The sequence below is a fragment of the Allobosea rubneri genome (assembly GCF_032464875.1).
In the GTDB taxonomy this organism is placed as follows: domain Bacteria; phylum Pseudomonadota; class Alphaproteobacteria; order Rhizobiales; family Beijerinckiaceae; genus Allobosea; species Allobosea rubneri.
In genome coordinates, this window is record NZ_JAWDID010000030.1 from 35,608 (window position 1) to 56,408 (window position 20,801).

Here is a 20,801-nt window from a genome sequence, read left to right on the forward strand (position 1 = left end):
GGATTTCTGTCGTGTTCGCGTCAGGTCGACGCGCTGCGAAGCGCGCCCCCAGCCTTCAGAACCTGACCTCGAGCCGCCCCTTGAGGGCGTGGTCTCTGGTGCGTTCGCCGATCGCGGCGGAGTAGGCGATGCCGACCGTCGTCGAAGCGGTGGCGCGCCAGTCGAGCCCGGCCTCGGCGACGAGGGCGTTGCGGTCGATCTGCGCCGCATAGACCCGGGCCGGGGTGATGCCGGCGACGAAGGCGGTTCCGGCCTGCGGGGTGAGATCGCCGAAGCCGTAGCGCCAGCCGACGAGGCCGCGGGCGAACAGCGGCATCGCCCCGAGCTGCGCCTCGGCCCTAAGGCCGAGCGTGGTGAAGCCGAGCGACTGGTCCTGCGAAGAGACCCGCAGCGCCGCCGCCCCGCCCTGCTCGATCGCCGAGCCGGAGGAGACCCGCAGCAAGGCGAGTTGGGCGAAGGGCTCGAGCGCAAAGCCCTGGAAGCGGAAGGCGTAGCCGAGCTCGGCGAAGGCCTGCAGCACGTCGGTGTCGCGCTCCGAGCGCAGCGTGTTGCCAAAACCGCGGATCAGGACCTGGCGGGTCAGATTGGTCTCGCCGAAGGAGTAGCCGACGCCGCCGTCGAGCCGCCAGTTGCCATGGCGCGCCCCGGCATAGAGCAGGACATGGCCGCTCTCGAGCCGGCCGCTCGACAATCTGGTATCGACGTCGAAATCCGAGCGGGTATAGCCGCCGGCGATGCCGACCCGCAGCGAGCTTGCGCCGCTGTCATAGAGCTTCATGTCGGCGCCGAGGATCGCCCCGCCGGTGCGGCGCGAGAGCGAGGCGGCATTGCCGTCGCCGTCGGTGTTGGCATGCGCCCCGAAACCCTCGCCCCAGAAGCTGAAGCGCTCGTCGAGACGCGGTGCCGGCATCGCGACCGGCCCCTTGGCGCTCGGCAGATCGGCCGAGAACCCGGCTGCGATCTCGCCGCCCGGCACCGGCAGCAGCGAGCCGCGCAGGCGCCCGAGCACCGCCTCGCGCACCAGCCGGCTTTCGCCGACCGCGACCGCAACGCCCTGGGCATGGGCCTCGCCCGAAAGCAGGTCGAAGCCGGCGCGGGCTTCCGCCGCCGTCGCCGAGACCAGCGTGTCGTAGACCGGGTTGCCGACGCCCAGCCGCTCCGCCGCATTGGCGATGAAGCCCTGGTTGCGGGTGACCGCGACGAAGGGGCGGTTGCCGCCGTCCGGACCGAAGCCGGTATCGTTGCGGGTCATGGTCAGCACCACATCCTGCGCGCCATGGACCAGCGTCGGCGTCAGGAAGGCGAAGTTCGACGAGACGCCGGCGAACTGACCGCTGACTCCGCCCGCGGCGGTGAGGATGGTGTAGCTCGTGGCCGCCGCATAATTCCCGGCCGCGGCGAGCACCTGGACCGTGCCGCCCGACAGCGTCGCCATCCCCGTGGCATTGATCCGGTCGCCCTGGCCGGCGGCGTTGATCTCGAGCTGATAGGTCGAGCCCGACGCGAAGGCGACATTGCCGGCGACGTTCAGCGTCCCGATCGAATTGCCCGGCGCCACCGTGCCGCCCCCGGCGACCGCGATGCCGCCAACCGTGCCGGTGCCGGCGAGAATGCCACTGCCCACCGTCACCGCCGAATTGGCGATCGAGCCGTTCACCACCAGCGTGCCGCCCGCAATCGTCGTCGCGCCGGAATAACCGCTGGTTCCGCTGAGCGTGAAGGTCCCGGAACCGGCCTTCGTCAGGCCGCCTGTGCCGTTGATCGCCCCGGAGAAGGTGGTGGAACTGCCATCACCGCCCGTGCTCAGGGTGCCCACGCCGAGCGCAACCGTCCCGGTGCCGGACAAGGACGCGACCGTCTGGTTGAAGCCCGCCAGATCGAGCACCGCGCCGGCCCCGACCGTGAACGCAGAACCCGCAGCGAAGGTGCCGGCCGCCCCGGCCCGCAGCGTCCCGCCCGCAACGGTCGTCGCCCCCGTGTAGCTGTTGGCGCCGCTCAGCGTGAAGGTGCCCGCCCCCGCCTTGGTCAGGCCGCCCGTGCCGGTGATCGCGCCCGAGAAAGCGGTCGAGCTGCCATCGGAACCGGTGGTCAGCGTGCCCGCGCCGAGCGTGACCGAGCCGGCCCCGGCGAGCGAGCCGATGCTCTGGGTGAACCCTGCCAGATCGAGAACCGCCCCAGCGGCGACCGTGAAGGCCGACGCGGCCGAGAATGCACCGGCCGCACCCGCCCGCAACGTCCCGCCGGTAACGGTCGTCGCACCGCCATAGGCGTTGGCACCACTCAGCGTGAAGATGCCGGCCCCGGCCTTGGTCAGGCCTCCGGTCCCGCTGATCGCGCCGGAGAAGGCGGTCGAGCTGCCATCGGAACCCGTGGTCAGCGTGCCCGCGCCGAGCGTCACCGCCCCGGCGCCGGCGAGCGAGCCGACGCTCTGGTTGAAGCCCGCGAGGTCGAGCGTGGCACCCGAGGCGACCGTGACAGCCGAGGTCGCCGAGAAGGAGCCGGCCGCGCCCGCCCGCAGCGTTCCACTCGCGACCGTCGTGGCGCCGGCATAGGTATTGGCGCCGCTTAGGACCAAAGTGCCCGCCCCGGCTTTGGACAGCGCCCCTGGTCCCGAGAGCGGCTGCGTCACCGTGAAGCTGTTGCCGGCATCGGCGATGTCGAAGCCGCCGCCGGCGGTGCCGAGGACGACGTTGCGCGCGAGCTGCGTCAGTGTCGTGCCGGTGACTTGGAGCACGCCGCCGTTCAGCGTCAGCGCTCCGGCCGCGTTGCCGAGATTGGCATCGGCCGCGATGCTGACGGCCCCGCCGGTGATCGTGGTCCCACCCGCATAGGTGTTGGTGCCCGAAAGCGTCAGCGTGCCGGTGCCGGTCTTGACCAGCGAGCCGTTGCCGCTGATCACGCCGCTGACCGTGGTCGAGCTGTTGTTGCCACCGACCGTCAGCTCGTTGGTTCCGAGCACATAGGAACCCGCACCCGCGATCGAGCCCGCGCTCAGCTTGCCGTCATTGTTCGGTCCGGTGCTGAACGAGAAATCGGTGGTCCCCCCGGAGGTCGTGATCAGGGTCGCATTTCCGCCCGTGGCGAATTGAACGAAATTGAGAGCGCTGTTGTTGGTGATGGTGGCATTGCCGGCGGTGCTGTTGTCACGGAACGCCATCAGGGCGTTGTTGGTGATCTGCGCGCTGGCGGCCGTGGTGTTCTCGAAAAAGGTCAGCTGGTTGCCATTGGTGATGGTGGCATTGCCGGCGGTGCTTGCCTGGTCGAACTCCAGTCGACCGGCACCAGTGACGGTGAAGGTCGCATTCGCCGCGCTGGCGGTGTCATGGAAGATCATGACGCCCGAATTCGTGATGTTCGCATTCCCGGCATTGCTCGAGAAATAGAAGTCCGCGAACTGCTGGTTGTTGATCGTCGCGTTACCGGCCGTGGTCGAACCGACGAAATGCATCGTGCCCGAGTTCGTGATATTCGCATTGCCGGCTGTCGCGGTGTCGCGAAAATTCAGGTTCCCGCTGCTCGTGATCACAGCGGTACCGGCGCTGGCAGCGACATGGAACTCCATGACGTTGTTGTTGGTGAAGCTCTGCACCTGGGCCGAATTATTGACGACGCCCGCGCCGGTGAAGATCAGCGTGTTGGTGTTGGTGATGGTGTAGGCGTCGGCACCGGCGTTGAAGGTAAAGCCGCCAAGAGTCGTACTAAGGGAGTTGGTGAGCGCCGTCGTGTTCGATGTGTCGAAGAATCCGGTGCCGGTCGGAACCGTAGCCGGGCTCCAATTCGTCCCGGTAGACAGTTCCGGAGTACCGGGAGCGGCCAGCCAGGTCGCGTTCTGCGCCTGGGCGCCCTGTATCGGCGCCAGGCTCAACGCCGTTCCCGCCAACAGCACGAGCCGCAGCTCCTTGCGACGAAGCATGCGATTCGATCGAGTTGAAGGCATGGGCGCTCCTCCTGATATCTTACTTCTCCGACAGCGCCCGACCTTGACGCAACCGTAAAAACAGCACGCCGCGCAATTGCTTGCGCAGTGTTGCGAATAGCCCTCATGCGTAGGGTAAGGCAGCGACGTCCACCGTTCAGCTGCACAGGATTAGAGCGAGACGACCTCCGGGAACCCGATGACTATTCACGATAGTAGGACGATCGAATAACGGAACCCCCTCGTTGGAGGTAACAGGAAAAATTTACATCTTCCTAAAACGGCACCCTGGAAGCATCCGCAGCACCGAATTGCCTCGGCGATAATGCAGGGCACGACATGATTTCTCTGCCCGGATTGGCCAATACGATCACCACGGCGCCGACAGCATCCCCGACGGCTCTAACGGGGTAGCGGGGCGACATCCGGAACAGGAATGGGTACCTCGGCGCATGCCTCGTTCGGTCGTCGGGGCACGCCTGCATGCGGCACAGGACTGCATCGCGGGGCTGCCAAAGTTCGCGGCCAAGACGCGCCATCGTATAGCTCTGCCGCTCGAATCGCCCGGAGACCGATCCATGCCGAAGCTTTGCAAGTTCACCTCGCCGATCGACGGCAAGCCCGTCTACGTCAATCCGGCCCGGGTCAGCGTCGTCTATGTCCACAAGGGCGTGCCAGCCGACACCATCATCGGCTTCGGCAAGGACTTCATGCTCGGCGTCAAGGAAAGCCTGGAGGACGTCGTCGCCGTGCTCGAGAAGGCTGCAGCGGACAAGGGCTGACAACCTTCGCGGCGCGTTCACGGAATCGCGCAATCGACGAAGCCGCGGCTTGGCGCGCCAGCCGCAGGGCCATAGGGTCCAGCTGAATCGGCCCGGAACTTGCTCGGCCGACATAGCCCTGGCGCGGCAAGAACGGAGCGCTCGAAACGATGACCTCTGCCGAGCGGCGCGAGAAGCTCCTGGCTCTCGCACAGCAATGCGAAACCACTGGTCGCCCCGACCGTAATCTCGACACCGAGATCTACGAGGCGCTGGGCTTCACCGTTCGCCGCAAGCCCACGCTGCTGGCCGGCCCACGCACGCCACCCGGCGGCATCTACCAGCAGGGCGCGCTCTGGAAGGCGATCGGCAAGATCAGCGCCGAGATCGACGTCGCCGTCAGCGTGCTCCGGCAAAAGGCGCCCGACTGGAACTGGAGCCTGCATTCCATCGTCGCCGAGGAGCAGTCCTTCGAGGCGCTCGTCGCCGGCTCGAGCGGCCACGGCGCGCTCGCCTCGCTCGCGCTCTGCGCCGCCCTGCTCAAGGCGTTTGCGGCCCGTGGCGGCAAAATCACGGAAAGTTGACCCTGCGCCACCCGGCGACGGTTGAAGCCATCGCCCGGCCCGCTAGTTTGCTGCACAGGCTGAGCCCAGCCCAGGATGCGATACCGGCTGGCGGGCAGCGTCACCGGGGCAGCGTATCCTCGCCCACCGGTTGGAGCCCGATCATGACCCGTTTGGACCTTTCGCGCCGCACCCTGATGGCGGGTGCCGGCGCGCTCGCAGCAGCGGCCTCGCTCGATCTGCCCCTCGGCATCGCCCCGGCCCAGGCCCAAGGAGCCCCCGTGAACCAGAACCCCGGCTTCTATCGCTACAAGGTCGGCGACATCACCGTCACCGCCATCAATGACGGCTTCGCCAGGCGCCCGCTCGAAGGCTTCGTGCGCAATGCCGAGCTCGCCGACGTCAAGAAGGCGATGGAGCAGGCCTATCTGCCGAGCGACGCGCTCTCGATCACCTTCACCACCCTCGCCATCCAGGCCGGCGACAAGCTCACCCTGATCGACACCGGCAATGGCGATTCCGGCGCGCCGACCTCGGGCGCCTGGCTGAAGAATTTCCGCGCCGCCGGCTTCGACCCGAAGAACGTCTCCTCGGTGGTGTTCAGCCATTTCCACGGCGACCACATCAACGGCTTCCGGCTCAAGGACGGGACCGCCATGTTCCCCAATGCCGAGGTCATGGTCCCGGCCGCCGAATGGGCGTTCTGGATGGACGACGCCAAGATGAATGCGGCCCCGGACGCGATGAAGGGCGCCTTCGCCGGTGTGCGCCGCGTCTTCGGCCCCGTCGCCAAGGATGTGAAGCAGTTCGAGGCCGGCAAGGAGATCCTGCCCGGCATCACCGCGGTCGCCGCCCCCGGCCATACGCCCGGCCACACCGTCTTCGCCGTCGCCTCCGGCTCCGGCAAGCTGATGATCATGTCGGACACCACGAACCACCCGGCGCTGTTCGTGCGCAACCCCGACTGGTCGGCGGTTTTCGACATGGACGGCCCGCAGGCCGCCGCCACCCGCCGCAAGCTGCTCGACATGGTCTCGGCCGATAAGATGCAGGTCGCGTTCTACCACGCGCCCTTCCCCGCCACCGGCCATATCGCCCGGGACGGCAACGGTTTCGAGCTGGTTCCGGTGCAATGGAGCAGCGCGATCTGAGATCGCCGAGAGCCGGCCAGGTCTGGCCATAGCTACCCGGCCGGGGCCAGCGCCCCGACCGTTTCTTTTGGCACCGTGGCTCGCGATCCCGGACCGGCCCGTGCTATGGCACGGGCTCGACCAGCGACCGGGAGGATGGCGCGAGGAATGGCACGGATTTTCGCGCAGGCCTTGCGCGCTACTGCAATGATCCAGCGATGACCGAGCGTAGCGGAACCATCGCTTTCGTCGCCAGCGAGACGCCGGAGGCCCAGGCCGCACTCGCCAAGCTGGTCGAGCGCTATGGCGACGCCGAGCCGGCGGCGGCGGACATCGTCGTCGCCCTCGGCGGCGACGGGCTGATGCTGCAGACTCTGCATCGCTTCATGGGCACCGCCAAGCCGATCTACGGCATGAATCGCGGTTCGGTCGGCTTCCTGATGAACGAGTTCAAGGAGCGCGGCCTGCGCAAGCGGCTCGAGGCGGCGCAGCGCAGCGTCGTGCATCCGCTGGTGATGACCGCGATCGACCGCGACGGCCACAAGGTCGAGGCCCGCGCGATCAACGAGGTCTCGCTGCTGCGCCGCTCCTACCAGGCGGCGAAGCTGCGCCTTTCGGTCGACGGCCAGGTCCGGCTCGAGGAACTCGTCGCCGACGGCGTGCTGCTGGCGACTCCGGCCGGCTCGACCGCCTACAACCTCTCCGCCAACGGCCCGATCCTGCCGCTCGACGCGCCCCTTTTGGCCTTGACCCCGCTCTCGCCCTTCCGGCCCCGGCGCTGGCGCGGTGCGCTGCTGCCCGATCAGGCGCAGGTGACGATCGAGGTGCTGGAGGCGCAGAAGCGCCCGGTCAGCGCCGTTGCCGATCATATCCAGATCGAGAACGTCGCCTCGGTCGCGATCGCGATCGACCGCTCGCTCGACCTCGTCATGCTGCACGATCCCGGCCACAGCCTGGACGAGCGGATCCTGCGGGAACAGTTCGGGTACTGATACCGGGCAGGTTGCTCCCTAGCCGACACGTCATCCCGGCCGCAGCGAAGCGGAGCGCCGGGATCCATCGCAGAGCGATGTGTTCGATGATGGATCCCGGAGCGGCGCGGCTTAGCCGCTTATCCGGGATGACGGAGAGGATGGCGAAACCGACGCAGTTTCACCTCGCAGCGGGAGCGACTTGCTCGCAGCTACGCGACCTCGCGCAGATCGCCGAGGTCGAGCTCGACCAGGAATTGCGGGTCGGCCTCGACCAGCAGCGCCAGCGCCGCATCGTCGGCAAGCGAGTCGGCGAGCCCCCTCGCCTCTTCGCGCGCCGCTTCCGCATCGAGCCGGCGCAGCAGCGCCATCAGCGCATGCGATTCGGCGCCTTCGAGGCCATCGCAGGCGATCAGCACCTCGGCGAGCAGCGCCCGGTTGATGCCGCTCGCACCGGAGGCGGCGGCGTAGCCGCCGCGCTTCAGCGCCGCCACGACCGCGGCGAAGGCCGGCAGCAGCACGGCCGGCATCGCGGCCTTGCGATAGAGCGCCTTCAGGCCCGAGCCACCCCTGTCCCAGAGCAGCGCCCGAACGCGCCCGAGGGGCAGCTCGGAGAGCGTCGCGAACGCGGCTTCCGCCAGGGCGGGCTCGCCGCTCAGCAGCGAGCGCAGGATGACGCCCGGCGTCAGCCTTCCGTTCTCGCGCAGGCATTCGACGATCGCCGGCGCGTCGCTGTCCTCGCCGCCGGCGGCGAGCGCCACCGCCACGCGCTCGGTCGCTTCGCGGGCGAGCCGTGCGCTGCGCTCCTCGGTCAGCCAGCCGCAGCCGCTGACGAAGGCGGCAAGCGCATCCGAAACCTTGGCGGCGATCGAGTGGCGCAGGCCAGCCGGCAGGTCGAGCCGCGCCAGCAGCGCCTCGCGCACCGCTCCGGATTCGCCCTCGCGCTCGAAAATGCGCTCCAGCGAGAATTCCGGAATCTCGGCCGTCGGATTGGCGAGCAGCGCCAGCAGCGCCTCCTCGACACCGACCTCGGCCAGCGCCGCCGCGACACTCACCGGCAGATGCGGCCGCTGCGCGATGGCGCGCTGCGCCAGCCCGTCGCCGACCGCCGCCGCATCGACGAGATCGGCCTCGCCGAGCACCGGCGACTGCGCCAGCAGCAGGGCGGCGATGTCGCTCTGCTCGGCGATCAGCGCCAGAACCAGGGTGCGTGGTGCACCGCTCGCGCCGGCAAGTTCCTCAGCGAGCGCCCGTCGCACCAATGGCGAGGGATCGTCGACCAGCGAGATCAGCGCCGTCTCGGCCTCGCGCCGGTCCTCGGGCGACATCGCCGAGCGGAGATAGGCGCCGGCTAGGGCCGCGGCGCCGGCGGCGCGCGCCTCGGCCGGGGCGGTACGGGCCCAGAGAAGGAAGCGACGTACGATCATCCGCGCCTGCCATGCGTCATGAAAGCACTCAGATCGAGCGGGCCGCGGCGGGGTGAGGAGGCGCGAGCCGGCTTGTCAGCGACCGTCGCGACCGCCGGCTGGCTGTCGGCGGCGAGTTCGCGTGGCCGTGCCGGCGGCAATGGCGCGCGCATCGCGACAGGTGCCTGGGCAGAAGCCTGGGTTTCGCCGGCAGCCGCCGGCTGCGCGGTGGTCTCGCCCTGCGCGGCCGCGCCGCGGCGGGGGAAATAGCGGGCGGCAGGATCGGCATCGACGGCGCGCGAAGCCTCGCCGCTGCGCGGCGTCGTCCAGAGATTGGCGACCGCCTTCGAGACCGGCGTGCGCGGCCCCTCGGTCGAGAACAGCCCGATCAGCCCCTTGGCGCGCCCCGGCGCCAGCGCGGCGGCGATCGGCACCACCGCCGGCTCCGACGCGTAGGCCGTCGCGCTCGTCCCATTCGGACGGGCCTGTGCCAGCATCGCGCCGGTCGAGGCTGCGACCTGGGTATTGGCATGGCTGGCGGCGAGCACCCCGTAGACCTCCTGGACGCTGCGCGCCCTGCCGCTCTTGTCGAAGAAGATCGCCTTGTTGGCGGCGGCCGCCTCCGGAAACTGGCTGGCGGCGGAGCGGCCGGGATCGCTGCCCACGCTCCGGATCAGGTCGCTGGCGCCGCGTGCGCCGAGCACATGTGCGATATAGAGCTCGCCGGCATGCGGCTGGCGACCAAGCGCCGCACCGAGTTGCTCGCCATTCTTCTGGGTCAGGGCGCCGGCCATCACGGCGGCGACCTGCGGATCGTTGCGCAGCTGCAGGATCTTCTCGCGCATGGCGGGGTCGGCGACGGTCAGGCGGCCGTTCTCGCCTTCGCTGATCGCGCCGGCATAATTGGCCATGCCCTGCTTCGGGCCTTCCTGGCGCATGATCGAGAGCCAGGTCTGCTCGATGAACTGGAACAGCCCGGTCGCGCTCGAGGTGCGCGCCTTGGCATCCGGTTCGAGCGAGGATTCACGTTGCGCCGTCTTCAGCAGATAGTCGAAACCGACACCTGTCCGGTCGGCGCCCTCCTTGATGGCGCTGACGACCGGATTGGCAGGCGTTGTCTCGCGGGCGCTCGGCGTGCTGAAAAGGAACATGAAGAACCACTCGGGCTGCTGCCGCTCCGGTCGGGCGGAAGCACCTGAGAAGACTGGACCAATTATGGTAAGCGAACCGTTAAAATGCCGGCCGTGAGCCGGCTGGCGGACGCAGAAAACGCCTTGGGAGCAGGATGATGACGGAACCGAAACGACACCGGCGCGGCGGGCTCTATTTCGAGGACTTCACGGTCGGCGCCTCGATCGAGCACGGGCTGACCCGGACGGTCACGCAGATGGACAACATGTTGTTCTCCAACATGACCCTGAACCCGCAACCCCTTCATATCGATGCGCATTTCTGCGCGACCGAGACCGAATGGGGCAAGCCGCTGATGAACTCGCTGTTCACGCTCGGCCTGATGATCGGCATTTCCGTCAATGACACCACGGTCGGCACCACGATCGGCAATCTCGGCATGACCGACGTGACCTTCCCCGCCCCGCTCTTCGAGGGCGACACGATCAATTGCGTCACCGAGATCGTCGCCAAGCGCGAGTCGCGCTCGCGTCCCGATGCCGGCATCGTCGAGTTCCATCACCGCGCCTACAAGCAGGATGGCACGCTGGTGGCGCAGTGCCGCCGCCAGGCCTTCATGAAGAAGCGGCCGGTCGACGGGGAGCGGGCCTGATGCGCTCCCTCCTGTTCGTACCCGGCGACAGCCCGAAGAAGCTGCAGAAGGGGCTGGAGAGCGGCGCCGACGCATTGATCCTCGACCTCGAGGATTCGGTCGCGCTCGACGGCAAGCCGCAGGCGCGCGCGCTGACCTGCGACTTCCTGAAGGAGGCCGGCGCGCTGGCGCACCGCCCGCGCCTGATCGTGCGGGTCAACGCCCTCTCGACCGGCCTGACCGAGGCCGATCTCGACGCCGTCATGCCCGGCGCGCCGGACGCGATCATGCTGCCCAAGGCCGAGGGCGGGCCGGACCTCACCCATCTCGCCGCCCAGATAGCGGTACGCGAGGCCGAATCCGATTTCGCCGACGGCGCGACCCGGATCATCGCGATCGCCACCGAGACCGGAAAGGGCATCTTCGCGCTCGGCAGCTATGCCGGCGCGAGCCACCGGCTCGCCGGCCTGACCTGGGGCGCCGAGGATCTCTCGGCCGACCTCGGCGCCGAAACCAACCGCCTGGAGAATGGCGACTATGCCGATCCCTACCGGATGGCGCGCTCGCTGCTCCTGTTCGCCGCTGCGGCCGCCCAGGTCGATGCGATCGACACGGTCTTCACAGCCTTTCGGGACGAGGCCGGCCTGCGGGCGGAATGTCTCGCCGCCCGGCGCGACGGCTTCACCGGCAAGATGGCGATCCATCCGGCCCAGGTCGGGGTAATCAACGAGGTCTTCTCGCCCTCGCCCGAGGCGCTGGCCCGCGCCGAGGCGATAATCGCCCTGTTCGACGCCGATCCCGGCCTCGGCGTCATCGGCCTCGACGGTGAGATGCTCGACCGCCCCCATCTGATGCGGGCGCGCCGGCTCAAGGCGCGCGCGGACAAGCTGGGCTGAGCCGAGAAGCCGGGTCAGCCCTCCGGCTCGGCGGAGGCGGCGCAGGTGACGACCGCGCCGCCTTCCGCCCGGAGCCGGACGCCGCCGAAGATCAGCAGACTGATCGCGGCCAGGACGCCGGCGCTGATGCCGCCATAGAGCATTACCCAGCCGAAGCCGCGGACAAGTGCCGCGTGGACCCCGGCGCCCGACGCATCGTGCAGCGCCAGGACCGGATAGCTCTGCGGCAGCGCGCCGAGATTGCCGGCGGCGACCGAGGTCGCCAGCGCCTGCAGCTGCGAAGCGTCGAGCACGCCGGAGAGCCCGGCCGGCAGCGACTGGCGGATGCCCTCGACCAGGATCAGCCCCATCACCGGGATGTTGATCGCCAGCGCGATCAGGCGGGCGCTGATGTCGATGCCGGACGCCATGCCCGCACGGTTGCTCGGCACCGCGCCGGTTGTGGTGTTGGTCACCGCCGTATTGGTCAGGCCGAGCCCGATCCCGGCCAGCAGCGCGCCCGGCAGCACGGTCAGCCAGCCCGGCTGGGCAACCCCGCTGCCGAGCCACATCGCGATGAAGCCGGCCCCCATGGTGAGCATGCCGAGCGGAACCACCAGCTGCGGACCATGGCGCTGCAGCAGGCGGTCCGAGATTACCGGCATCACCATGAAGGGCACGGTATAGGCCAGCAGCAGCAGCCCGGTCGCCTCGGCGCTGAGGCCGAGCCCGCTCTGGAAGTAGATCGGCAGGTAGATGATGAAGGGCCAGTAGCTGAAATTCATCGCGGCGCAGCCGATGATCGCGCCGCTGAAGCGGCGGATCCGGAACACCGAGAAATCAAACATCGGCTGCGGCGCGCGCTTCTCCACGAAGAGGAAGGCCACGAAGCTGGCCAAGGCGAGGCCGGCAAGGCCGGATGCCACGGCAGCGCCGAGTTCGGTTCCTTGCGTGATGACGAAGGCGAAGCCGAAGACCGCGAGCGTCAGCGTCACGATGCCGGCAAGGTCGAGCTCCTTCGCCTCGGCATCTCTGGATTCGCGGATGCCGATCGCGGCCGGCACAAGCGCCAGCACGGTCAGCGGCACATGGATCAGGAAGACCCATTGCCAGCCCGCCAGCGCCGTCAGCATGCTGCCGACCACAGGGCCGAAGCCGAGGCCGACGCCGCTGACGACGCCCCAGAGCGTGAAGGCCCTGCCGCGCTCGCGCCCGTCCGGAAACTGGTGCGAGATGATCGCGATCGCGCAGGTCAGCATCGCACCGCCGGCCATGCCCTGCAGGAACCGGCCGGTGATCAGGATCGGTGCGTTCGGAGCCAGCCCGCAGACCAGCGATGTCAGGCCGAAGGCCGCCGTGGTCGCGATGAAGACGCGCTTGCGGCCAAAGCGGTCGGCGAGCGTGCCGGTCGCCATCAGCACCGCCGTGCAGGCGATGGTGTAGGCGTTCATGATCCATTGCAGGGCGCGGAAATCGGCCGGCAGCGTCGATTCCAGAATCGGCAGGATCACCGGGATGCTGGAGATCTCGAGGCCGAACATCAGGGAGGCAAGACAGACGCCGGCAAGTGCCGCCCTGTCTCGCGCGTTTGAAGAGCTGGTCATCGCAAGCACCTTTCGCGATCCGCCGCAGCGGCGGGATCGATGGAGGCACTGGTCTAGGGGCAGCCCTGACATGACGGAAATGATTTAATTTCTCGTTTTTCAGTGATGATGATAATAAATCGCCGTCATGGATTTTGCTCCCGAGCTTTTGCGCGCCCTGGTCGCAGTCGAGGAGGCCGGCGGCTTCACCCGCGCCGCCGAGCGCCTGCACCTGACGCAGTCAGCGGTCAGCCACCAGATCCGCCGGCTGGAGGAGCAGGTCGGCCGCCCGCTTCTCGTGCGGACGACGCGCAAGCTGGCTTTGACCGAGGATGGCGAGGATTTCCTGCGCCATGCCAGGCAGATCCTGCAGGCTCATGCGGCCTTGGCCCAGCGCTTCCAGATCTCGGCGCTCGCGGGCTCGATCCGCTTCGGCGTGCCGGAGAATTTCCTGGGCGACGAGCTGCCGCAGCTCTTGTGCCGCTTCGCCCGCGCCTTCCCGGCCGTGCGCCTCGAAGCCTCGGTCAGCGTCTGCCAGGATTTCAGCGCCAGGATCGACAATGGCGAGCTCGACCTTGCGGTGGCGATGCGCCGGGCCGGCGAGAGCGGTGGAACGGTGCTGCGACGGCAGCGCTTCGTCTGGGCCGCGTCCGAGGATTTCGCCGTTCTGCCGGGCGCCTCGCTGCCACTCGCGCTCTCGAATCCGCCCTGCCTCTGCCGGGCGGTCGCGATCGAGTCTCTCGCGGATACCGGCATCGAATGGCACACCGGCTTCACCTCGGCCAATCTGCACGGCTTGCGCGCGGCGATGCTGGCCGGGCTCGGCGCCTCCATCATCGCCGATGACGAGCTGGAACCCGGCATGAAGGTGCTCGGGTCCGATTACGGCCTGCCGCCCTTGCCGGACCTGGAATTCGCGCTGATCTGGTCGCCCGGCGGCAAGACGCCCTGCGCCCGCGAACTCGGGCGGCTGATCAGCGAAGCCGCGCAAGGTCCCGGCGGCGCGACGCTGCGCCGACTGCGGCCGGCCGCGCGGACTGGCAAGGCGGATTAAGCACAGGCGCCAACCGATTCCGAAGATTCAGGCTTTGACGCCTGCGGCACAGCCTTGCGGTCCCTGCCTCGCCCTGCCCGGCAGGCCGTCACGGCGTCCTGATCTGGCGGCAGCTGCGCTGGCCGGAGGACAGGCAGTCCTGCGCCTTCCCGGCCTGATGCAGCTCGCGCAGCAGCCAGAAGCCGAGGCCGAGCAGCGCCAGCACCGCGACGATGGCGAGCAGGTTGACGGTCATGCGCCAGTCCGGGTCCTGCTCGTCATCGGGCGGCGCCATCCGCGTCTAGCCGCCGGGCGGACGCGCGATCGAGAACAGCTCGGTCACCTCGGCATAGTCGGCATAGCCGCAGCGCGCGATCGGATTGGCGCCGGCGGTGTCGAAGCGGCCATCGCGGACATAGGCCTCGTCGATGAAGACGCCGACCACCTGGCCGAGCACCATCCAGCGCGGCACCTCCTGCCCGTCGAGATCGCGCAGTTGCTGGACCGAGAGCAGCTTGCATTCGAGCGCGGCCGGGCTTGCCGCGACGCGCGGCGGCTTGACGAAGCGCGACGGCGCCATTGCGAGCCCGGCATGGGCATATTCGCTCTCCCCCCGCGGCAAGGGCGCCGAGGTCTGGTTCATCTGCTCGGCGAGCGCTCGGGTGACGAGGCTGCAGGTGAACTCGCCGGTCTCCTCGATGAAGGCCACCGCGTCCTTCCGGTTCTCCGAGGAGAACATCACGATATTGGGCCGCGAGGAGATCGCGTTGAAGAAGCTGTAGGGCGAGAGATTGACCTCGCCCTTGGCGCTCACCGCGCTGATCCAGCCGATCGGCCGGGGCGCCACGATCGCCTTGAACGGGTCGTGCTTGAGGTCATGCGGCTCGCCGCTGCTCGAATAGATCATCGCCGCGCTCACTGCCCGTAATGGCTGACGATGGCGGCAAGGTCCGGCCGCTCGCGATCGGCGGGCTTCGTGTCGGCCGTGCCGAGATGGACGAAGCCGGCGATGCGCTCGTCCGCCGCGACACCGAAGGCGTCGAGCACGTCGCGGTCGAAGGCGAACCAGTTGGTCAGCCAGGAGCCGGCAAAGCCCATCGCCTCGGCGGCGACGAGCAGGTTGAAGCAGACCGCGCCGGCCGAGAGCTCCTGCTCCCAGAGCGGGATCTTTTCGTGCTGGCGGGCGCGCGAGACCACGGCGATGACGACCGGCGCATGGGCGAGGCGCTTGGCCTCGAAAGCGACCTTGTCCTCGGGCGCATCGGGATTGCGCTTGCGGAAGATCTCGCCGACCAGCGCCGCGGCCTTCGCCTTGGCCTCACCCGAGAAGACGATGAAGCGCCAGGGCACGAGCTTGCCATGGTCGGGCACCCGCGCAGCGATGGTCAGGAGTTCGGAAAGCTGGCGCTGATCCGGGCCGGGCGCGGCCAGAAATTGCGGCGGAACCGAGCGGCGGAGCTTGAGCAGGGCGAGCGTGTCGGTCATGAACGATCCAGGCAGGAGAGGATGGCAGGGCGAACGCCGCTGGCGGCCGCTCCTGAGTTAAGGTTTTGCCATGATGAGGACAAGCGAGCCTGCTCCTTCTCCGGCGCAAGGACGATGACGGCACGGCGCATGTTTCAAAGCGAAGAGTTCAAATTTGGCGGCCGGCGGGCTGCCCGCAGCTGCGCGGTCGCCCTGCTGGCGGCTCTCGTCGCGCTGCCCGCGCTCGCGCAGACACAGGCCCCCGCGCCGCCCGCCACCGCTCCGGCTCCCGCCGCCAACAGCTTCCTCGGCACGCGCGCCGGCCAGGCGGCGCTGGCACTGAGCGCGCAGTTCTCGGGCGACCGCAAGCCGATCCGCTCCGGCCTGGTCTGGCGCGTCCTGGTCGAGACCGCGGACGGCACCCCGCCGCGCATCGTCGCCCGTTCCAACGATGCCGAGCCGGTGTTCCAGCTCGAGCCCGGCGTCTATCTGCTGCACGCCGCCTATGGCTTCGCCAGCGGCACCAAGCGCGTCACGCTCGGCCCGCAGGGGCTGAGCGACAGGATCAGCATCAGCGCCGGCGCCCTCTCGCTGGCCGGCTCGATCGGCGAGACGCCGATCCCCCCGGCGCAGCTCACCTTCTCGATCTTCGTGCCGCTTCAGGGCAATTCGGAAGGCCGCCTCGTCGTCAACAACGCCAAGGCCGGCGAGCTGATCCGGCTGCCCGAGGGCACCTATCACATCGTCTCGACCTATGGTGATTCCAACGCCATCCAGCGCTCCGACGTCCGGGTCGAATCCGGCAAGGTGACGCAGGCGACGCTGCATCACCGGGCCGCGATGGTGACGCTCAAGCTCGTCGCTGGGCCGGGCGGGGAAGCCTTCGCCGGCACCGCCTTCAGCGTGCTGACCCCTGGTGGCGACGTCATCCGCGAGGCGATCGGCGCCTTCCCGCAGGTCATCCTGGCGGAAGGCGACTATGTGCTGATCGCGCGCCAGGAGGGGCAGGTCTTCTCGCGGGAATTCAAGGTCGAGGCCGGGCGCGACCGCGACATCGAGGTGATCGCCCGCTGATCGCGGGCTCGCCGCAGCCTCAGTTAGTCGGCTTGCCGTCCGGCCGCGTCCCGGTCAGGGCCGCCGCGATCCCGTCGGCGAGGCGCACGGCGAGGCAGCGATAGCCGGCATCGACGAGATGCAGGTCGCCATCCATGCCGACCAGCTCCTCTGGCGTGAACTGCTTGCTGCGCGACCAGGTCCGCATCATGCCGTAGCGCGGGAAGACAGCGACATTGTTCTCGGCCGCCGTCTTGGCCAGCACCGCGCGGTAGTCGTCGTATTTCGGATAGCGCCCCTCACGCGGCAGCCATTGCAGGTCCATCAGCACGAGGTCAATCCCGGCGCCCTGCACCTGGCGGATGCCCTTCTTCAGGATCTTCGCCAGCTTCTCCTCGCCGATATCGCGGATCGCATCGTTCACCGCCGTCTGCCAGATCACCAGCGAGGGCTTTTCGGCGATGACGTCGCTCTCCATGCGCAGCAGCATGTCATAGGCCGACTGGCCGCCGACGCCCTTGTTGATCACCTTGATCTCGCGGCCCGGCAGGCGCCGGCGCAGTTCCGCCTCGAGCACGGCCGGATAGCTGTTATTGGCCTCGCTCGCGCCGGAGCCGGCGGTGGTCGAGGATCCCAGAGCGACGATGACGAGCTGGTTGGTCTCGGTCAGGGCGCGCTTCGCCGCGGGCAGGACGGGTGCGAACGGGTGCTGGCTGGCGCCGGCCCGGCAGCGCGCATCATTCGCCGGGGCAAGCGGCTTCGGCGCCGCGAGCACCGGCGCAACCGCAAGTGCGAAGGCGGCGGCGATCAGGCCGCGACAGGCTGCTCGCGAGGGGCGCCGGCGGCGCGAGCCGTAAGCGTCTTGTACCACGACAGAAACATTCCTAGCCCGGCCAGGATCGTAATCCCTGCGAAGTTTACAAGCAATTGTACCCACAGGACGAAGGAGGTCTCGGCCAGGATGATCTGTCCGGCGATGGCGAGCACGATGCCGGCGCAGAAGACTTCGAGGGAATGGCGCCCGATCACCGCGAGCCCGCCGCCGATCCGGCTGCGCAGCAGCGCCGCGCCCGGCCGCAGATAGCGCAGCACCAGCCAGGCCAGCGCCAGCAGGTGGACGACCCGCACCACCGCGAGGTTGGTCTTGTCGATGCCGATCTGCAGTCCGTCGACCCACTCGCCGAGCACCGGGACGCCGGCGAGGAAGTTGCTGGTGGAGAGCTTCACCGCCGCGGCGAAAACCAGCACGCCCGCCGCCAGGAGGTCGAGCAGGACGAGCCGCGGCACCGTCGCGCCGACCAGCGCCAGCCGGCCGAGCACGACGCCGAGAACGAAGATCACCTGCCAGGCGAAGGGGTTGAAGAACCAGCCGGCCTCGCCCGGATGGTTCGGCAGGTTCAGGCCGAAATGCGTCGCGACTTGCCAGATCGCCAGCGAGAAGATCACGGTCGGCAGCGGGCTCGTGCGCGCCGCGACATAGATCAGCGGGAACAGCGCCAGCAGCACGATGTAGAGCGGCAGGATGTCGAGATAATAGGGCTGATAGGTCAGCCCGAGCGCGTTGATCACCGCAGCCGGCGTGTCGCTGAAGAAGGGCTGGATGTTGATCGCTTCCATGTAGAGCGAGTTCTGCGTGCGCACGATCGCGGTCGCGATGATGCCGCAGACCAGCACGAACAGCGCCAGATGCGCGATATAGAGCGTCCAGATCCGGGCGCCGACCTTGAGCGAGCCGACGAGCATGCCGCGCTGGTCGATCAGACGGCCATAGGCGAAGGCGGCCGACACCCCGGCGAGCAGCACGAAAATATCGGCGGCGTCGGAAAAGCCGTAATTGTACGGCATCCATCCCGAGACGACGTTGCCCGGCATGTGATTGACGAAAATGATCAGCAGGATCAGGCCGCGAATGGCGTCGATGCGCAGATCGCGCCCGGGCAGAGCTGCTTCGCGCGGCCCCTTTCCGAACAGCATCAGGCGCCAGAAACCGCTCACGTCAACACCGCTCCGTCACAGGCTGAATCGAGAGGCCGTCAGCGCCTCGTTCATCTGACGTTCATCTTAACATTGTGTCACCGCCAAGGCTCCGCCGGCGGCGTTCACAACACTGTGCTCGGGGAGATGAACGCCCCTGCGGCCGGACCGTTCCGGCACGCTCTGAATCTGCTTGAGACTTCGTACAGCCCTCATCCTGAGGAGCCATACCGCCAGGGATGGCGTCTCGAAGGATGCTTCAGGAGGCTCCGAAACCATCTGGAGCATCCTTCGAGACGCTGCTGCGCAGCTCCTCAGGATGAGGACTGCTACTGCCAGACAGCTTCCCGGAGCTCGTCCAGCTCAGCTTGCTCCAGCCTGATCCGACACGGCTCTAGTATGGCGGCTCGGCGTGAACCAGCTTGCCGTCGATCAAGAGGCGCTTGATCGCAGCCTGGCCCGAGGGAGCGACCGCGGCGATGATCTCGATGCGCTTGCGCTCGGTGCGCTCGATCGCGAGCCCCGTGCCCTGCGGCACGAAATAGCTTTCGAGCCCGTAGGCGACGCGGATGGCGCGGGTGCCGAGTTTACAGTCCGGCTCGCCATCGGCGCCGGCGAGGCAGCTGCTGGTCGAGGTGACGCGGCCTTCGATCGCGCTCTCGCCGGGAACGAGCGCCGGCGGCGCGAGATAGACGCCCTTCGCCTCGGCGAAACCGTCGGCGCCAGGCGCCAGGCGGACATAGACGATCTGGTTGCGCCGCAGAGACTTCTCGCCGTCGAGCGCCGCCGGGTCGAGCGTGCTGATCTTGTAGTTCAGGATGACATAGTCGCCGCGGAACAGGTCGCGCGGGTCGACCGGCGCGGTCGCCAGCCGGACTTCGGTGCCCGCGCGCAGGATGCGGGCACGCGATTCGACCAGGAGCAGGATCAGGCCGCCGAGGATCAGGATCGCGGCGAGCGCCCGCCAGAGCACCGGCACGCGGCCGACGAGTTGGTCTGCGGCAGGAAGGCGGATCACGGCGACGCCTCCGTCGGCTTGGCGAATTTGGCGAGCAGCCGGCGCGCGCCGCTGGCGAGCCCGATCAGGATCGCGCCCGCGGCGAGGAAGAACAGCGACTGGTCGAGCAGCGTGCCGATCGTCTGCCAGAGCAGGATCAGGACCGCGACGGCGAACAGCCCGGAGCCGGCGATGGTCAGCCGGCGCACGCCGCCGCCGGCCCCCGCGAGGACGAGCGCGATGGCGATCACCAGGATCAGTGTCGCGATCGCGATCTTGCCGAGGAGCGCGACGACACTGCCGCTCCAGAACACCACCGGAACCATCAGCGAAAGCAGCAGCGCCAGCGAAAGCGGCCAGACGAAGCGCCGCTCGCGCCCGAGCAGCGCAAGCCCCGTCAGCGCCGGAACCGCCAGCGCATAGGCGAAGTAGTTGAGCGAGATCGCTGTGCCCGGCCGCGCCTCATGCGCATCGAGGATGCGCACCAGCTCGACATTGAGCGTGACCAGAAGGCCGATCAGCCCCCAGGGCAGGCAGGCGGTCAAAAGGCCCGGCCCGCCCCGGTCGAGCGCGAAGGCGCCGAGCGTGACGAACAGCACGGAGAGCGCGAGCCCATAGGCGAGCAGGCCGTAATCGAAGAGGATGAAGCTGGAGCTTCCGGGCAGCGAGGCGAACCAGAGCAGCGCCGCAAGCACGGCGGCATGGTGGACGAGCCGGTTCTGCCGCGTCCAGGCCAGCCACAAGGCCGGCAGGAAGGCGAGCCAGAAGCCGAAATGGACCTGGCCATCACCTTCAAACCAGCGGCCGCCGGCCCAGGCGCAGATCGCGACCAGGGCGACGACCAGCGCACCGTTCGAGCGCAGCAGGAAGGCGGCGACCAGCGCGCCGATGGCGATCAGCAGGGCGCCGCCCGGCCAGTCGGTCGGCAGGTGGTACATCTGCCCGACCAGCGCGACGCCGGCGGTGAAGATCAGCGTGCCGCAGGTCGCGGCCGCATCGGCCCCGCCGGTCGAGCCGCGGCTCTCCAGCCTGGCGGCGACGGCGAACGAGCCCGCGAGTCCGAAGAGGATGAGGCCGAGCTTCACCAGCCGCGGCATCTCCTCCCAGTTCGCGGCGACGAAGGCGGAGACGCTGGCGGCGATCAGGAGCCCGCCGAACAGGCCGAGCAAAGCGGGAAGCCGAAAACCGCCTTCTTGCGCCAGCGAACGGCGGATCGTGGCGGCACTCTCGGCGCTGACCAGGCCTTCGCCCACCCAGCGGATCAGATCGGCATCGAGCCGCTTGCGATAGGAACCTGTCAGCATCGCCGCCTA

The 20,801-nt window shown here is 68.6% G+C and carries 19 protein-coding genes; 8 read left to right on the forward strand and 11 right to left on the reverse strand.

The genetic code is table 11. The features are described 5' to 3' along the window. Window positions 1–55 precede the first annotated feature (55 nt). Complete coding sequence (locus tag RKE40_RS18490; RefSeq protein ID WP_316019696.1) at window positions 56–3,913, reverse strand: autotransporter outer membrane beta-barrel domain-containing protein; 3,858 nt, start codon at window positions 3,911–3,913, stop codon at window positions 56–58. A 581-nt stretch (window positions 3,914–4,494) separates the two neighbouring features. On the opposite strand from RKE40_RS18490, the gene RKE40_RS18495 reads away from it, so the two are divergent. The 4 genes from RKE40_RS18495 to RKE40_RS18510 all read left to right on the forward strand — a co-directional run bounded on the left by RKE40_RS18495 (window position 4,495) and on the right by RKE40_RS18510 (window position 7,362). Next, window positions 4,495–4,698, forward strand: a complete 204-nt coding sequence (locus RKE40_RS18495) for a hypothetical protein (RefSeq protein ID WP_316019697.1) — start codon at window positions 4,495–4,497, stop codon at window positions 4,696–4,698. 149 nt (window positions 4,699–4,847) lie between these two features. Then, a complete protein-coding gene (locus tag RKE40_RS18500) occupies window positions 4,848–5,261 on the forward strand; it encodes a hypothetical protein (RefSeq protein ID WP_316019698.1) in 414 nt (137 codons plus the stop codon). Between the two features lie 143 nt (window positions 5,262–5,404). Beyond that, window positions 5,405–6,391, forward strand: a complete 987-nt coding sequence (locus RKE40_RS18505; RefSeq protein ID WP_316019699.1) for an MBL fold metallo-hydrolase — start codon at window positions 5,405–5,407, stop codon at window positions 6,389–6,391. Window positions 6,392–6,588: 197 nt separating this feature from the next. Further along, window positions 6,589–7,362, forward strand: a complete 774-nt coding sequence (locus tag RKE40_RS18510; RefSeq protein WP_316019700.1) for an NAD kinase — start codon at window positions 6,589–6,591, stop codon at window positions 7,360–7,362. Window positions 7,363–7,553: 191 nt separating this feature from the next. Here RKE40_RS18510 and RKE40_RS18515 read toward each other — a convergent pair whose 3' ends face one another. Beyond that, on the reverse strand, window positions 7,554–8,768 hold the full coding sequence (locus tag RKE40_RS18515; RefSeq protein ID WP_316019701.1) for a DUF2336 domain-containing protein: 1,215 nt from the start codon (window positions 8,766–8,768) through the stop codon (window positions 7,554–7,556). Further along, window positions 8,765–9,898: a transglycosylase SLT domain-containing protein gene (locus tag RKE40_RS18520; RefSeq protein WP_316019702.1), complete on the reverse strand. Its 1,134-nt coding sequence runs from the start codon at window positions 9,896–9,898 to the stop codon at window positions 8,765–8,767. The genes RKE40_RS18515 and RKE40_RS18520 overlap by 4 nt, the downstream gene beginning before the upstream one ends. A 137-nt stretch (window positions 9,899–10,035) precedes the next feature. Between RKE40_RS18520 and RKE40_RS18525 the strand changes: the two genes are divergently transcribed. Together RKE40_RS18525 and RKE40_RS18530 are read left to right on the forward strand one after the other, a co-directional pair. Next, window positions 10,036–10,530, forward strand: a complete 495-nt coding sequence (locus tag RKE40_RS18525; protein WP_316019703.1) for a MaoC family dehydratase — start codon at window positions 10,036–10,038, stop codon at window positions 10,528–10,530. After that, on the forward strand, window positions 10,530–11,405 hold the full coding sequence (locus tag RKE40_RS18530; RefSeq protein ID WP_316019704.1) for an HpcH/HpaI aldolase/citrate lyase family protein: 876 nt from the start codon (window positions 10,530–10,532) through the stop codon (window positions 11,403–11,405). Before RKE40_RS18525 ends, RKE40_RS18530 begins: the two co-directional genes overlap by 1 nt. A gap of 14 nt (window positions 11,406–11,419) precedes the next feature. Here the strand turns inward: RKE40_RS18530 and RKE40_RS18535 are convergent, their stop codons facing one another. Continuing rightward, entirely contained in the window at window positions 11,420–12,988 is a 1,569-nt protein-coding gene (locus tag RKE40_RS18535) for an MFS transporter (RefSeq protein ID WP_316019705.1), read from the reverse strand. Window positions 12,989–13,115: 127 nt separating this feature from the next. Here RKE40_RS18535 and RKE40_RS18540 point away from each other — a divergent pair, with 127 nt between their 5' ends. After that, a complete protein-coding gene (locus RKE40_RS18540; protein ID WP_316019706.1) occupies window positions 13,116–14,021 on the forward strand; it encodes a LysR family transcriptional regulator in 906 nt (301 codons plus the stop codon). An 88-nt stretch (window positions 14,022–14,109) separates the two neighbouring features. Here the strand turns inward: RKE40_RS18540 and RKE40_RS18545 are convergent, their stop codons facing one another. The 3 genes from RKE40_RS18545 to RKE40_RS18555 are packed head-to-tail and all read right to left on the reverse strand — an operon-like array spanning window position 14,110 to window position 15,485. Then, window positions 14,110–14,295, reverse strand: coding sequence for a hypothetical protein (locus RKE40_RS18545; RefSeq protein ID WP_316019707.1), 186 nt, complete (start codon window positions 14,293–14,295; stop codon window positions 14,110–14,112). Between the two features lie 6 nt (window positions 14,296–14,301). Continuing rightward, window positions 14,302–14,907: a flavin reductase family protein gene (locus RKE40_RS18550; protein ID WP_316019708.1), complete on the reverse strand. Its 606-nt coding sequence runs from the start codon at window positions 14,905–14,907 to the stop codon at window positions 14,302–14,304. 8 nt (window positions 14,908–14,915) lie between these two features. Next, the gene (locus RKE40_RS18555) at window positions 14,916–15,485 is read right to left on the reverse strand and encodes a nitroreductase family protein (protein WP_316019709.1); all 570 of its coding nucleotides are present in this window, start codon (window positions 15,483–15,485) and stop codon (window positions 14,916–14,918) included. 129 nt (window positions 15,486–15,614) lie between these two features. Here RKE40_RS18555 and RKE40_RS18560 point away from each other — a divergent pair, with 129 nt between their 5' ends. After that, window positions 15,615–16,538 carry a hypothetical protein gene (locus tag RKE40_RS18560; RefSeq protein WP_316019710.1) on the forward strand — a complete coding sequence of 308 codons (924 nt, stop codon included), beginning with the start codon at window positions 15,615–15,617 and terminating at the stop codon, window positions 16,536–16,538. Window positions 16,539–16,557: 19 nt separating this feature from the next. On the opposite strand, the gene RKE40_RS18565 is transcribed toward RKE40_RS18560, so the two are convergent. The 4 genes from RKE40_RS18565 to RKE40_RS18580 all read right to left on the reverse strand — a co-directional run bounded on the left by RKE40_RS18565 (window position 16,558) and on the right by RKE40_RS18580 (window position 20,792). Next, window positions 16,558–17,388: an SGNH/GDSL hydrolase family protein gene (locus tag RKE40_RS18565; protein WP_316019711.1), complete on the reverse strand. Its 831-nt coding sequence runs from the start codon at window positions 17,386–17,388 to the stop codon at window positions 16,558–16,560. Then, window positions 17,325–18,512 carry an OpgC family protein gene (locus RKE40_RS18570; protein ID WP_316019712.1) on the reverse strand — a complete coding sequence of 396 codons (1,188 nt, stop codon included), beginning with the start codon at window positions 18,510–18,512 and terminating at the stop codon, window positions 17,325–17,327. The genes RKE40_RS18565 and RKE40_RS18570 overlap by 64 nt, the downstream gene beginning before the upstream one ends. 373 nt (window positions 18,513–18,885) lie before the next feature. Continuing rightward, the gene (locus RKE40_RS18575; protein ID WP_316019713.1) at window positions 18,886–19,509 is read right to left on the reverse strand and encodes a GDYXXLXY domain-containing protein; all 624 of its coding nucleotides are present in this window, start codon (window positions 19,507–19,509) and stop codon (window positions 18,886–18,888) included. Continuing rightward, complete coding sequence (locus RKE40_RS18580; RefSeq protein WP_316019714.1) at window positions 19,506–20,792, reverse strand: DUF2157 domain-containing protein; 1,287 nt, start codon at window positions 20,790–20,792, stop codon at window positions 19,506–19,508. Before RKE40_RS18580 ends, RKE40_RS18575 begins: the two co-directional genes overlap by 4 nt. Between the last annotated feature and the right edge of the window lie 9 nt (window positions 20,793–20,801).